Source organism: Bacillus sp. REN3 (assembly GCF_017912555.1).
GTDB lineage: Bacteria > Bacillota > Bacilli > Bacillales > Cytobacillaceae > Mesobacillus.
The window spans coordinates 22,151-35,220 of record NZ_JAERSD010000014.1 but is presented as its reverse complement, the minus strand read 5'-3'; the positions used below and the strand labels follow the sequence as shown (position 1 = coordinate 35,220).

The window sequence follows — 13,070 nt, the reverse complement described above, 5'->3', positions numbered from 1 at the left end:
TAAAGAACTTTTTAGGCAGAGGGTTTTTGCATCATCACTTTCCTCAGCTGTTTCCTAGCCCTATGAAGCCTTGTTTTCACAGTTCCGGATTTCAGATTCAACTGGGAAGCGATTTCTTCCTCCTTTAAGCCGTATTGCGCCCTAAGTACAAGTACCTGCTGATAATCTAGAGTTAGCGTATAGAGAAAATCCTGGATTTCCTCTTTAAAAAGGATGATTTCCACTTCTTTTTCAATTGAAGGGCTAGTGTCCTCATTACTGAACATTTGTTCCATCAAAGTTTGATCAGAAGGGATCGCTTTTTTTCTTTTTTCGGCCCTCAAATAATCAATAGCCGTACGTCCGGCTATCGCCGCAAGCCAGGAGCCGATTTTTTCCGTATTTTCAATTGTGTCGATTTTCTTATATGCTTTAATAAATGTTTCCTGCACAATATCCTCTGCTAGATAACGGTCCTTGGTTATGCTGTAAGCAACGTAATTGAGCCTTTTCGAATAAAGGTTATACAGCTCATCAAAATCAATGTAAGCCATTTTCATTCTCCCCTTGCATCATTCTGGACTCCTCACTAAATTATTATCTGGTTACCTCAAATGTGGGTCTTTCGATAATAAGGAAGTCCATCCTCTTTTGTGGTAATTATGTATCGTTCGAACAGCTGAATGTAAATTAACTATATGTCAATCCATTCTAAAAAGTTAGTATGTATTTCCTTAATAATTTCTTAAGAAAAATTAAGAATTAGAAGTTATAAAGAAGGTTTGAATCATATTGGTGGTTATCAAGGAAGTCATGAAAGGTTGTAAAAGTGTTAATTAAGTGTAATATTACACTTATTATGACATGAAGAAATGCCTTAACAATTAAAATTTTCCCGTATTTTTCCTCTTATTTACTCTTAATGTCTTTAAAGCCATATTGACTGAGTGTGTGAAGATCTTTTCTGAGTGAGATAAAGTTTATTGTGTTTAAGGCATCGATTAAAGAGAAAGCCTACCCCTAAATGCAATTTCCTGGCTGAAAGCGGTTGAGTATTTTTCTTTTTCATAAAATAACCATTTCATAATCAACATTAAATAGGGTTTCTTTATCCATAATAATTTGAGAGGTGAAGACATTGAAATTTCTGCTGATTATAGGATTGATTTTTGCAAACGGAACGATTCCTCAGGAAAATGAAATTGTCCTGAACGTGGATAATGAACAAGTTAAGGTGGTTAATCGCTCAGACTTCAATATTCCCTTCCTCGATTTTCCCGTCATGAATCATCGGCTTCTTGATTCCATGGTTGAAAAGCTTGCATTAGAAGTGAAAAAAGAACCGGTAAATGCTATGTTGGATGAACGAGGAAATATCATTCCCGAAGTGGTCGGGTATGTGATTGACAAACCTGAATTGAAAAAGTCACTTGCTTCTGCATTCTTTGAACATGGTCCCACTGAATTGAGGATCCCGACGATTCCCGTTTATCCAAAAGTAGACAGTGAAGTCATCGCCAACATCAGCACAAAATTAATCGGTCATTATATTACGTTCTATAATAGCGGAAATAAAGAACGTTCCCACAATATCGATCTTGCGACGGAAGCCATCAATAATTACGTTTTATTTCCTGGCGAAACTTTTTCCTTCAATGAAGTTGTTGGCAAGAGGACTGCTTCCAAAGGATATAAACCTGCGCCAGTAATCGTAAGAGGAGAACTCTCTGAAGGCATTGGCGGCGGCATCTGCCAAGTATCCTCAACACTTTTCAATGCGGCAGACAGGTCCGGAATGAAAATAGTAGAGCGCTATTCACACAGCAAACAAGTTCCATATGTGCCCCCTGGCCGGGATGCAACGGTCAGCTGGCAAGGTCCCGACTTTTCTTTTAAAAATATCTATAACCAGCCAATATTGATCAGAGCAAAATCTTTTCACGGCCAAATGGTTGTTTTGCTCTATTCTTCGGAAGACATCAATGTTGAAAAAAGAAAGGTACCTGGAATGTCCTAACAGCATGGCGGTACCTGAGGAGAATATCTAGAGCGGCGGGGGAAAACCGCTTATGGTATTCCTCTTTTTATTTGTCTGCCATAGCATTAATCGAGTAATTCAAACTGTATCACCATAATCCAGTATTCAAGGAGGATATTGCATGGATTTTCTGATGCACTCCCCCTGCCCTCTTGGCATCTCCTCCGCTGCTGAGTTGAATGATTCAAAAAGATATCTCCACAGTGGTTGGCAAAATAATCCTTTACATACATAGGACTCCTTCCTTACAATAATGGTAATACATGGTTTTGCCATTTGGTTTTTGGAGGTGAAATATGGCAAAGAAGAAAAATCAAATTTCGATAAGGATAAATGTTTTATTTTTTTTCGTCTTTCTGTTGTTTTCCCTGCTTGTCTTGCGGCTTGGTATTGTCCAGATTGTCCATGGGGAGGATTATAAGCGGGAAGTCGAAAGGAAAGAGGACGTTACGGTCAATAATCCGGTTCCCCGCGGAAAAATGTTTGACCGTAATTTAAAGGTGATAGTTGATAACCTGCCTCTCAATGCCATCACTTATACAAATGAGGGGGCTTCACAAAAGGAGATGCTGGCAGTTGCTGCGAACCTCGCCAGTATAATTGAGCAAAAGACAGATAAGGTAACGGAAAGGGACAAAAAGGACTATTGGATCATTAAGAACCCTGAAAAAGCAACGGCTTTGCTGACTCAAGAGGAGATGCAACTTTTCAAGGAAGAAAAGCTGAAGAATAAAGACCTTTATAAAATCCAACTGAAAAGAATAACCAATAAGGATCTTTCCTCCCTTTCTAAACAGGATCTTGAAGATCTCGCCATTTTCCGCATCATGAATAGCGGGTATATGTTCACGCCGCAAATCATCAAGAACGTAGGTGTGACAGACAAGGAATTCGCCCGGGTAAACGAAAACCTTGATATATTGCCAGGTGTGAATGCAACCAATGATTGGGACAGGGACTATAAGTATAAAGATCGATTTAGGCCCGTTCTGGGAAGGGTCACGACAGCTAATGAAGGACTTCCTGCTGATAGAATCGATTATTTCATGTCGAGAGGTTATATGAGAAATGACCGGGTTGGAAAAAGCTATCTGGAATCCGCGTATGAGGATGTCCTTTCGGGAAAAAAGGAAAAAATTGTCAATATCACCGACAAAGCTGGAAATTTATTAGAAAAAAAGGTTGTCTCCAAAGGACAACGAGGCAAAGACCTAGTATTATCTATCGATATGGATCTTCAAATTGCAGTTGAAGATATTATTGAAACTGAATTAAGGGCAGCAAAAAGGTCTTCGGGTACAGGGTTATTGGACAGGGCGTATGTTGTATTGATGGATCCAAACACTGGGGAAGTATTGGCGATGGCTGGAAAGCGGTTTGTAAAAGATAAGAAAACCGGTGGATTGGAACTCGTTGACGATGCTCTTGGAAACATCAGCAATACTTTCAACGTCGGTTCCGTCGTAAAAGGGGCCACCGTTCTTACTGGCTACAAATATGAAGCCATCAATTCTGCCACATGGATCGATGATCGGCCAGTCGAAATCAAAGGAACACCGGTCAAGAAATCATATAGTTATCTTGGTGTCTTGAATGATGTCAACGCCCTGAAAAAATCATCAAACGTCTATATGTTCCACACAGCAATCAGAATCGGGAAAGGAGTCTATCGATACAAGCAGCCTCTTAATCTTGATCCAGAGGTTTGGAATAAAATGCGGAAATCTTTCGCTTCATTTGGACTAGGAATCCGTACAGGAATCGATCTTCCTAATGAGCAAACGGGCGCAAAGGGTCCGAATGAGCCTGTTGGTAAATTGCTCGACCTAGCAATCGGCCAATATGATACATATTCCACCATGCAGTTGGCACAGTACATCTCAACAATTGCGAATGGAGGCTATCGGATACAGCCGCGGATCGTCATGGAAATAAGGGAGCCGCAGACAGAAAACGGCCAGCTTGGACCTGTATATAAGTCTTTTTCCCCTATAGTACTGAATGAAATTGGCATACAGCAGCAATGGCTTGACCGGGTCCATTTAGGATTCAGAAAGGTCATGCAGGAAGAAGGCGGAACAGCCTACCGTTTCTTCGGGAATGCCCCCTACTCCCCTGCGGGGAAAACAGGGACGGCTGAGGCTTTTTATGATGGACCGGAGAGGTATAAATACAGTATGCCCCCTTCTACCATGAATTTGAGCCTTGTCGGTTACGCCCCTTCAAATAACCCCGAAGTAGCGATGGCTGTAATGGTGCCCTGGGCTTATCAGGGAAAAGTCGATCATCGCGCGAATTTAAAAATCGGCAGGGCTGTGATGGACACTTATTTCAAAATGAAAAAAGGAAGCAAAAAGGATTTTCACAACAAAACTAATTCATCGGACCAATAAGAAAGCTGTGCCAATTAGTCGGCACAGCTTTTCTTTTAATTCACTTCTTTTGCGAGACTTGGTTTTTTCATATCAATACTTTCAAATGCTGTCCCAAGCTTTTCCTCACCCTGTGTAAAGGTTGCGTCCGCTGCTTCCATTGAAGGAGTGTCTTTCTTAAGCTCCTCTGCTTTCGCCTTATAAGAACCAGCGATGTCCTTCAATGCTGCTTCAAGGTCGGCTTTTTGATCTTTTAATTCTGTTGGGATTTCAAGGCTTTCAACCTTGGAAGCAACTGCTGATGCTGATTCGCTGGCAGCTGTTTTCATTTCAGCTGTCGGCTGTTCTTCTGATAGATACGCATTAAGATCCGCGTCTGCTTCATTAATGCCATTGACAAGGCTCATATAAAATTTATACATGGCTTTCTTTGGATTGGAGGCAGCTTCTTTCCCTGCTTCTTCTGTTTCTTTCTTCTCTGGCTCAGCTTCTTTCTGACCGGAACAGGCCGTAAGACCGATGGCCATCATCAAAGCTGTAAGTAAGATCCATCTTTTTTTCATCTCTCTTCTCCCTTTCTTACTCTATCTATCACTGCAAAATTATCTCACAGCATTTTACATTATATAGGGATAATTTAACATTTTCAAATTATTTCATTACTTTTTATCAAAAAGTCCCCACTTGCAATAATACAATGAAGTTATAACATTCTAATACTTTAACATGATAATGAACGTTTCCCCATCATGATTAAATACGTCAGCTTTTTGAAATCCAGCATTCATATACAATTTAATCGCCCTTTCATTGAATGCAGCAGCAGTAAGCCGGAAAGCTGTCCGCAAAAAAGTTTTCATTACCACATCGAGGATAAAGGAGAAAAAGATTTTCCTGTTCCCCTTACCTGTTAACGCAGGATTCATTCCTATTCCTATGTCAACAGCAGGTTCTCTGTAAAGTCCCAGCGTTATCCCCGCAGGTACTATTGCAGCGTCGCCAAGGCAATAAAAACCAGTTAATGTTCCGTTCCCGTCCAGGATTGCTTCGTAGAGATTTTCCATCAGTTCTTTTAAAGCATCCTCTGTATATTCATTGTTATACAAGTCATAAGGGGGCGGATATTCCCAACACAGTATGTCCTCGGCAAGCTCTTTTGTCATTGGACAAGCTCTTAGCTCCATCGTAGTTCTCCCCTAAAAAAAGAGGACAAATTGTCCTCTTTTGCTGCAATTTTAGCGGTCTTTTATCTTTGTCAATGCCTGGTTCAGGTTTGCATAAGTTGGTATTTTGCTGAAGTCGAGCCCCAATTGGACTGAAGTCTGCGCAATGGCCGGGCTGATGCCTGTCAACGAAGAATGAATCTCTAACAAAGAAAGGGCTTTAAAAACCTGGAAAAGTTCATTGGCAACCATTGTATCGACAATCGGGACGCCTGAAAGATCGATGATCAGGTATTGAAGGTTAAGTTTGGAGGATTGTTCCCATGCTTTTTCCCTGATGACTTTTGCTCTGTAGGTATCGATAGATCCAACCAGCGGAAGAATTCCGATTCCTGAGAAAATCGGAATAACCGGGCTGCTTAATTCGAGTACCATTTCCCGCTGGGATTCCAAATACTCTTTATGGACCCTTTGGAATTGGATTGATGTAAGTTCGATTATATGGTCGAATGTATAGGTAATCGGTAATCCGCTTGATCCAATTTCCAATATCACCTGGTGAAGATCTGTTTTCTTCAGCAAACTTGATGATATAATTCATAAAAACAGACCTGAAATTCTTGAAATTCTTTAACATATTCGACAGTTGTGTATGTGATTTGGCCCGCATTGCTCCGACTTCCGATGCCCACCGGGTGTAATCCGTCTCGTCAACCAATGACTTTGAAACTATTTTAATTAATTCCTGGTTCTGTGTTCTATAAGTTCATTTACCACATGCCTTGGGGCGTTAATATTATAAATAGATCCATCATCTTCACGGAGTTGGAGCCAGGCATCTGTCATGTATTGGGCATGGGCCAATAAAAATTCATATAGTTGTTTTGTACTATCCAATTTCCATCCTCCTAGTGCCTGGAATTATAAAGGATATAGGTTTATTTTTGTTCCTATTATGGTTCAATTGGTTTTAATTCGCATGCTATCGTTGCATGTCTATTGAGTAAGATTAGTATAATATAAATTTTAACCAACAACACTTCATAGCATTCCCGCATATGTGCCTTCTCAAGCTGCCATGCTGGAGATTAAACGACGATCCGTTCCTTCTTCAACAAAAACATGGCATCCCAGAGGATATACTACAGGAAAAAACTGCTTCCATACCCAAAATCTCATACGTATGTTACAACTCTATCCAGAGTAGAAATTGGCCTTTTTGATGATAAGTGGTTTTAACTCTATTCTTAACGGGAATGATGTAATTAACAAACAAATTATGACAGGAGCGATTACATAATGATTACGACTTTCGCATTACTCGGAGGGGCTTTCGCAATCGCGGCTGGATTGAATTTTTTCGCTGTTAAAAAAGATGATTTCATAGATGATGAAGCGATGAACTAAAAGACGCAACAAGAAGCGTCTTTTTTTTATGTCTTTTTTCCATTCTTATTCATGCAGGATATAATGGACATATAGAGAATAAGTTAGGTATTCTCCTAAACCAACTAAGGAGGTACGAAAATGGAATCGCCGTCTACATTGCCAGGTGATTTAGTAACATTGGCCAAGATAAGGGAAGAAGACCTGGATGCCTGGTGGGAACTTATATACAAAGATGAACATCCTGAATGGAAAAAGTGGGACTCTCCCTACTTCCCCTTGAAAAAAGTAGCCTTGGATAAATTCAAGGAACAAATGAAAAACATGATCCAGCGGGGATATAATCGCAAGTATTTAATTAAAACCAATGAACAGATCATTGGGATGGTGACCTACTATTGGGAACATGAAACTTCTAAATGGCTGGAAGTTGGCATTGTCATTTACCTACCTGAATATTGGAATGGCGGGTATGGAACAGATGCCCTGAAGGTATGGATCAAGCACCTATTTGAAACCTTCCCGATCCATCGAATCGGTTTTACCACTTGGTCAGGCAATTCAAGGATGATTTCGGTAGGAAGAAAACTAGGAATGGTAGAAGAAGCGAGAATCAGAAAGTGCCGTCTCTATAACGGAAAATATTATGATTCTGTAAAAATGGGTTTGCTGCGTGAAGAATGGGACAATTTAAACCAAGTATGACAGCACGCTTCATGGCGTGCTGTCTTTTACAGAAGATTTCCGTTTCATGTTCTTGGCAAAATCAAAGACATATAATATTCGTCCATGTAGCGTCCGTCAATTAGTAACGAATCGATCTTGGTCCCTTCGATTTTGAACCCGATTTTTTCATAAAGAGCTATTCCTGCATCATTGGAAGCAAGAACAGTCAGTTCGAGTCTATGGATTCCCTGTTCAGTTGCCCAATCAAGGAGTTCCATAAAAAGTTTGGTACCGACTCCCTTTCCTCTATGATTTTCTGATACCCCCACTACTATGTAACATGAATGCTGATTGCGCGGTGCATTGTTTCCTTTGGCAAGTAGATAGCCTATTAATTGCTGTCCCTCTGCTGCCAGGAAAATAGCCGAATGTCTATCCTCCTTGAAATTCCGGATCATTTGACGCTGGTTTTCTGGATTGAATGGTCTTTCTCCCGGGCCATAGAGCATATTGTTCGATGTTGACTCTACTTCTCTGATTAAAATAGCTAGATTTTCAGCGTCTTTTTCATATGCCTTTCGAATGATCATCATGAACCTCCCTCTGTTCCCAACTTTTTATTCTTCAAGGAAATCTTGTTGTTTTTGAATTTCCCATTGCCTTCGGCAACAACCTTCTAGTCTAAAAGAAATGAATCAAAAAAGCAGAGTCATTGCCTCTGCTCAGGAAAAAATGCTTTTAATGGTTTCTATCAGTTCCTTGAAAAAATTTGAAACTGACTCTAAGAAACCTTTATCGCCAACAGTTTCTTTAATTCTTTTTTGGATGTCATTCGATAGGTCTTCGAGCTGCGATTGGACATTTTCAAAATTGATATTCAGGTCGCGCATCCTATTGAAAAGGTCAATCAAAAGCTGGCGATCCTCTGGACTCAATTTGATTTCGAGTGTCTTAAGCTTATCGTCAATGATTTGCTCGATTTCTTCTTTAGTTGCAGGGTTTTGTTCCGCAATTTCTTTCTTGATTTCAGTCAGTAGCTCACTGACTTTCTCTTTATCCAGGCCTTCCTTTTTCGCAAGGTCCGTCGCCAAATTCAACTCCTGGTTGGCAACCTCCGTCCGATCTTTGTTCAGCGATGTACCTTTTCCTTCATCATATGCCTTGTAAATACCGACCAAAGCAGAATGGCCGCTGACCTTCACAGGCGAAGCAACATCCACGACTGCATTCTCGATTCCTGCTGTAAGCAGTGCATTGGCATACATTTCATCCGTCACTTCTGTTATGTTCTCGGGAGTGACCTGATTGATGACAAGTCCTTCTCCAGTGTCCTTTCTGGTTATTTTTGCTGAGGAATACATATTTGAATGGGCATCTCCATCAATATAAGTGACAAGATCTTTACCTGTAACGATGATTTCCTTTACCTTTGAAGGATCATCGACTTCCAGCAATTTTCGAACCTCATCTTTTTGGCTAGAAGATAATGCCTCTCCATATACTACGATCGGCAGGCCGAATTTTTCGTTGATGCTATCCTCATCATTGCCTGTCGAAGCCATCGCGGCAGAATGGAAACCAATCGTTAGCGAAACAACGGCAAAAATCACTGTGAATTTCATTAAACTTTTAAACATCACGCATGCTTCTCCTTTGCTTAATAAGATAGTTCCTTGCTGCTCGTATCATAACAAAATATCAATCTGGCATCAATTTTACATTCATACCTCTCTCTCATGATGCAGCAGCCATTAATGACGTTCAGCAGGGTTTCCTCTTGTCTAAGCTGCGAAACATGGCAGCTTGGAATATATTACTGCTACCCAAATGATTGTTTACCTCCTATAAACCTTAAACTCCTCATTTTGTTGTCTGTTAACTACCACAATCTGCATTCGGATCTTTATGAGTCTCTCAAATTGGGAACTCGTAAAATAATACGATTTTTTCGTTTGAAAAGTTTCAACCCAAATAGAAAAACTATTTTGTGGGACTCTTATTTTGTTTTTATTACTTATTTAAAAGCGAGCGAATCTGGGTGACTCTTTACCATTCAGCTTTTATGATTGTTCACCGCCAAAGCTCAATCCAAGTCTGGAGTTTAGATGAAGATAAGGTATTCAGTAATGCGCCTCATTCCCCATAACCGCTTACATCAGGATACGATGGATACTTATTCGAACCATTTCTGTCAAAGGAACCCCAGCCGTATTGAATAGTTGATGATGGAAGGTATCAATTAATAACGGAGAGGTATTAATTGATATTGATATCCCTTGCACGCCATTCTTTTGAAATTTTCGTAAATCCACAGGATGGTCTGTTATCAACCATGCCTTTGTACTAAAGCTGGATTATTGGCTGATATGTTGTGTTTCCCTCGTTAACAGAATATCCTCCATCTCTCAATAAATAAAAATTCAATGACTCCAAGTCATTATCTGCATGGATGTTCCAAAAAATGAAATGTTCCGCAGGTTCCTCCGGATTGATTTTCCAAACCTTCGATATACCATGAAACCAAGCCACGCGAACTTACGATACTTGCTCCAGCTTTTGCTCCTGTTCCTTCTTGAATATAAGATGAACAATACCCATACTCCGAGAGGAAGGATGGCTAAATTTTCATGCGTATCCAATAGTATTAAAGGGATTGAAAAAGAGAAGAGGCCAACCAAAAGGACTGCGATCATTTTCCAAATGACCGGTTTATCTTGCTGCTTTCGAGATTGTTTCCACGCCAGAATGATGATCGTCGACCAGGCAATGGAGTGAAGGATTAAAGAAACTCCGTTCATCCATTCACCTCTTGATTAAAAGCATAGATGATAAAATACTTGGTCAATGCAAGATATTCCCTTGTGTATGATTTCAATACTGCCTGGATCGGAGTTTTTGCAGGCAGGCCACCTAATTCAAGGTCCTCATCCTTTGCAATCAGCTTTGCTCTGAAAACGTGAAAATCATTTGTTACCAATAACCCAGTTGTTTCTTCCCCTGGAATGAGATTCCTGGAAAACCTGATATTTTCATAGGTGTCTGTCGATTGATCCTCCAATAAGATTCTCGTTTCCTCAATTCCTTGAGCCACCAATTCCCTTTTTATCGATTCTGCTTCACTGATTTCTTCGCCTGGTCCTTTTCCTCCTGAAGCGATTGCGATGGTTCTCTTATTTGCTTTTAAATATTCAGCAGCGTAATCGATACGGTATTTCAATGCAAGTGAAGGAACGGTCCCCTTAACCCTGGCGCCAAGGACAATGAGGAAATCAGCATTCGGCTCAGGTTTTATATTACCATGATGAACCATTTTGTATTGCAGGAAACTAATGTAGATCGCCCCCAAAATAATGAACAAGATGACAGGTTTTCTTAGTCTCAACTGTTTCAGCTTCATGATTTTTGCACCCTTACCCATTTATTTAAAAACATTTCGGTAAACTTGTTCTTGAAAGTGAATGATTTCCTTTGGAAATACGCGCGTCGTGTTAAAAAATGTCAATATCCAGGTATGTCCCATGCATCAGATATCCATAGATCGGCTTGGTTCGCCAGTCAGTCTGAAGATGGAATGGCGTCCGAGCCGCTGTGTCTTACCCACTTGAGTTACCGAAGATGAATCGAAAACTATTTCGTTAGCCTATGGCGTTTTCCCCCTTTAATTTTACCTTTGTTTTCCATAATAGGATATAACTTTTCTAAAGTCCAGACGAAAAAAATTGCATGAAATCCACTTTCTTTGACGAATAGAAACTAGTTTTGTCAGGCTTGGAGGATTCAGGGTTGCAACGGAGAAGTCTTTCCTTCACAAGGAGGGATCATGAATGAACACTGGCACAGTAGCCAAGATGCTTGGCGTTTCACCCAGCACAATCCAGCGATGGGTGAAACAGGCAAACCTTCAAATGGACCGGACAGAATTGGGGCATTATCAATTTTCGGAAGAGAGCATCGAGATTTTAAAAGACATCCAAAACCAATTGAATAACGGGGTGTTATTGCAGGATTTAAAGCTCAAAGGCAAGAAGTCCAGGCAGGCTGCAGTTTTGACTGGTGCAAACGATCTGAATTTCCAGAAGGTTATCCAACGAATCGAGGAGCTTGAGAAAAAGGTTAACGGGAAAGCGGATGACGTTGTCTCCTACCAGATTTTACAGCATCGGAGGGAGATAGAGGACCTGCACAATGAGGTATCAAGGCTTAACGAAGTGATCATGGGAATGGAAGAGGTAGCAGTTCATAAGGAACCGCTGCAAAATATAGAAAAAGGCAGGGAGTTCCCGCCTGAGGCTAAATTAAAGAAATGGAAGATCATCAGTTCTCTTTTCGGATTCTAAAAAGTTCTTTCACAAAAAAACAGACTCGGAGAAGCGAGTCTGTTTTGTCATCCTTAGTTAGAGTTTCTGTACGTTTGATGCTTGTGGGCCGCGTTGGCCTTCCTCAACATCAAAAGTAACTTCCTGTCCCTCGTCTAAAGACTTGTAGCCTTCACCCTGGATTGCTGAGAAATGGACAAAAACATCATCTCCATCCTCTCGTTCAATGAATCCAAAGCCTTTTTCACTGTTAAACCATTTTACTCTACCACGTTCCACTATTGTTGCCTCCTAGCGATTTAAAAAAATTGCAATTTAACCTTGCGTGTTTATTATTGCCAGCAAAAAACTTTTTAAACTGCAAAAAGGATACTTTTCTCAGCTATAACGAAGAATCGTTTTATCCATTCCTTTCTCCTATATGGATTTTTCGCTATGAGTTCAGGAAAATCAAAAGGTTATATCCCTTAGTAATCAAATGGCTCCTGCTTTGAGTAATCCCACTGACTTCTGACAAGGAGGCAGAGCCTTAATTCGCAGCACTACTTTCAAGGCAGCAAGGGATTGCTGGAATGCATAAAAGTTACCTTAAATTTTCTTGAGGGAATCATCAGTCATAAAATAATCATGGCTGTCCATCAATGCTTCCATTAAAGAGTCAGGTATCCTATTTGAATCATAGCTGCAAATGTTGATCAGGTTTGTTTGTCGGAGCAAATTTTCCACTTCTTTTTCATATTTACCAATCGTTCTGAAGATATCTTCTTGATCCCGCCATTCGACATGTGCCCAAGTGAGAATTTGGATATTATTTTCCAGATAAGGTGCGATCATCTCTTTTAGGTAGCTTAAAACCGTATCCTTATTGAAATTCCTGCGATAACAATAGAAATCATAATTATTCATTTTATGAATCCGCTCTATGTGCTCCTTTCCGAACGTTGAAGGGAAACTTTTTTCGATAAGCGGCATCAACCGGTCATTCTCGATGAGCATGATATGATTTCCCTGTTCAATGGCGACCGTCAGATACGTCAACGCATTATGGATATACTTTTCTTCATCACTGAACGAGTAAAATATATGTGCGCCGGAATCTTTGACTGTTCTTAGCAATTCAGCGATTTTTGATTGCATTGTTATCAGTCTC

At 40.3% G+C, this 13,070-nt stretch carries 14 protein-coding genes; 4 read left to right on the top strand and 10 right to left on the bottom strand.

Annotated elements, in window-relative coordinates; all coding sequences use genetic code 11:
• Positions 1-11: 11 nt before the first annotated feature.
• A complete protein-coding gene (locus JJQ88_RS13275; RefSeq protein ID WP_246861160.1) occupies positions 12-533 on the bottom strand; it encodes an RNA polymerase sigma factor in 522 nt (173 codons plus the stop codon).
• A gap of 584 nt (positions 534-1,117) precedes the next feature.
• On the opposite strand from JJQ88_RS13275, the gene JJQ88_RS13270 reads away from it, so the two are divergent.
• Both JJQ88_RS13270 and JJQ88_RS13265 read left to right on the top strand, forming a co-directional pair.
• Positions 1,118-1,996: a VanW family protein gene (locus tag JJQ88_RS13270; RefSeq protein WP_210366512.1), complete on the top strand. Its 879-nt coding sequence runs from the start codon at positions 1,118-1,120 to the stop codon at positions 1,994-1,996.
• 317 nt (positions 1,997-2,313) lie between these two features.
• On the top strand, positions 2,314-4,410 hold the full coding sequence (locus JJQ88_RS13265) for a peptidoglycan D,D-transpeptidase FtsI family protein (protein ID WP_210366511.1): 2,097 nt from the start codon (positions 2,314-2,316) through the stop codon (positions 4,408-4,410).
• 35 nt (positions 4,411-4,445) lie between these two features.
• Here JJQ88_RS13265 and JJQ88_RS13260 read toward each other — a convergent pair whose 3' ends face one another.
• The 4 genes from JJQ88_RS13260 to JJQ88_RS13245 form a co-directional block, all read right to left on the bottom strand.
• Complete coding sequence (locus JJQ88_RS13260) at positions 4,446-4,952, bottom strand: hypothetical protein (RefSeq protein ID WP_210366507.1); 507 nt, start codon at positions 4,950-4,952, stop codon at positions 4,446-4,448.
• 150 nt (positions 4,953-5,102) lie between these two features.
• Positions 5,103-5,573, bottom strand: coding sequence for a GNAT family N-acetyltransferase (locus JJQ88_RS13255; RefSeq protein ID WP_210366506.1), 471 nt, complete (start codon positions 5,571-5,573; stop codon positions 5,103-5,105).
• 51 nt (positions 5,574-5,624) lie between these two features.
• Entirely contained in the window at positions 5,625-6,101 is a 477-nt protein-coding gene (locus JJQ88_RS13250; RefSeq protein ID WP_210366504.1) for an STAS domain-containing protein, read from the bottom strand.
• 189 nt (positions 6,102-6,290) lie between these two features.
• Complete coding sequence (locus JJQ88_RS13245) at positions 6,291-6,449, bottom strand: hypothetical protein (protein WP_210366502.1); 159 nt, start codon at positions 6,447-6,449, stop codon at positions 6,291-6,293.
• Between the two features lie 630 nt (positions 6,450-7,079).
• Here JJQ88_RS13245 and JJQ88_RS13240 point away from each other — a divergent pair.
• Entirely contained in the window at positions 7,080-7,643 is a 564-nt protein-coding gene (locus JJQ88_RS13240; protein ID WP_210366501.1) for a GNAT family N-acetyltransferase, read from the top strand.
• A gap of 44 nt (positions 7,644-7,687) precedes the next feature.
• Here the strand turns inward: JJQ88_RS13240 and JJQ88_RS13235 are convergent, their stop codons facing one another.
• The 3 genes from JJQ88_RS13235 to JJQ88_RS13225 form a co-directional block, all read right to left on the bottom strand.
• Positions 7,688-8,194, bottom strand: a complete 507-nt coding sequence (locus JJQ88_RS13235; protein ID WP_210366499.1) for a GNAT family N-acetyltransferase — start codon at positions 8,192-8,194, stop codon at positions 7,688-7,690.
• 132 nt (positions 8,195-8,326) lie between these two features.
• Positions 8,327-9,241, bottom strand: a complete 915-nt coding sequence (locus tag JJQ88_RS13230; RefSeq protein WP_210366498.1) for a DUF1002 domain-containing protein — start codon at positions 9,239-9,241, stop codon at positions 8,327-8,329.
• 1,157 nt (positions 9,242-10,398) lie between these two features.
• Entirely contained in the window at positions 10,399-11,001 is a 603-nt protein-coding gene (locus tag JJQ88_RS13225; RefSeq protein WP_210366497.1) for a YdcF family protein, read from the bottom strand.
• 427 nt (positions 11,002-11,428) lie between these two features.
• Here JJQ88_RS13225 and JJQ88_RS13220 point away from each other — a divergent pair, with 427 nt between their 5' ends.
• On the top strand, positions 11,429-11,941 hold the full coding sequence (locus JJQ88_RS13220) for a MerR family transcriptional regulator (RefSeq protein WP_210366496.1): 513 nt from the start codon (positions 11,429-11,431) through the stop codon (positions 11,939-11,941).
• 57 nt (positions 11,942-11,998) lie between these two features.
• Here JJQ88_RS13220 and JJQ88_RS13215 read toward each other — a convergent pair whose 3' ends face one another.
• Together JJQ88_RS13215 and JJQ88_RS13210 are read right to left on the bottom strand one after the other, a co-directional pair.
• Complete coding sequence (locus JJQ88_RS13215) at positions 11,999-12,199, bottom strand: cold-shock protein (RefSeq protein ID WP_210366494.1); 201 nt, start codon at positions 12,197-12,199, stop codon at positions 11,999-12,001.
• 309 nt (positions 12,200-12,508) lie between these two features.
• Positions 12,509-13,057, bottom strand: coding sequence for an MEDS domain-containing protein (locus JJQ88_RS13210; protein WP_210366493.1), 549 nt, complete (start codon positions 13,055-13,057; stop codon positions 12,509-12,511).
• Between the last annotated feature and the right edge of the window lie 13 nt (positions 13,058-13,070).

What these genes read in the sequence shown, in the direction of transcription:
- JJQ88_RS13275 (WP_246861160.1), bottom strand. Translation starts at nt 533, where the DNA reads ATGGCTTACATTGATTTTGATGAGCTGTATAACCTTTATTCGAAAAGG.
- JJQ88_RS13265 (WP_210366511.1), top strand. Translation starts at nt 2,314, where the DNA reads ATGGCAAAGAAGAAAAATCAAATTTCGATAAGGATAAATGTTTTATTT.
- JJQ88_RS13260 (WP_210366507.1), bottom strand. Translation starts at nt 4,952, where the DNA reads ATGAAAAAAAGATGGATCTTACTTACAGCTTTGATGATGGCCATCGGT.
- JJQ88_RS13255 (WP_210366506.1), bottom strand. Translation starts at nt 5,573, where the DNA reads ATGGAGCTAAGAGCTTGTCCAATGACAAAAGAGCTTGCCGAGGACATA.
- JJQ88_RS13240 (WP_210366501.1), top strand. Translation starts at nt 7,080, where the DNA reads ATGGAATCGCCGTCTACATTGCCAGGTGATTTAGTAACATTGGCCAAG.
- JJQ88_RS13235 (WP_210366499.1), bottom strand. Translation starts at nt 8,194, where the DNA reads ATGATCATTCGAAAGGCATATGAAAAAGACGCTGAAAATCTAGCTATT.
- JJQ88_RS13230 (WP_210366498.1), bottom strand. Translation starts at nt 9,241, where the DNA reads ATGTTTAAAAGTTTAATGAAATTCACAGTGATTTTTGCCGTTGTTTCG.
- JJQ88_RS13225 (WP_210366497.1), bottom strand. Translation starts at nt 11,001, where the DNA reads ATGAAGCTGAAACAGTTGAGACTAAGAAAACCTGTCATCTTGTTCATT.
- JJQ88_RS13220 (WP_210366496.1), top strand. Translation starts at nt 11,429, where the DNA reads ATGAACACTGGCACAGTAGCCAAGATGCTTGGCGTTTCACCCAGCACA.
- JJQ88_RS13210 (WP_210366493.1), bottom strand. Translation starts at nt 13,057, where the DNA reads ATGCAATCAAAAATCGCTGAATTGCTAAGAACAGTCAAAGATTCCGGC.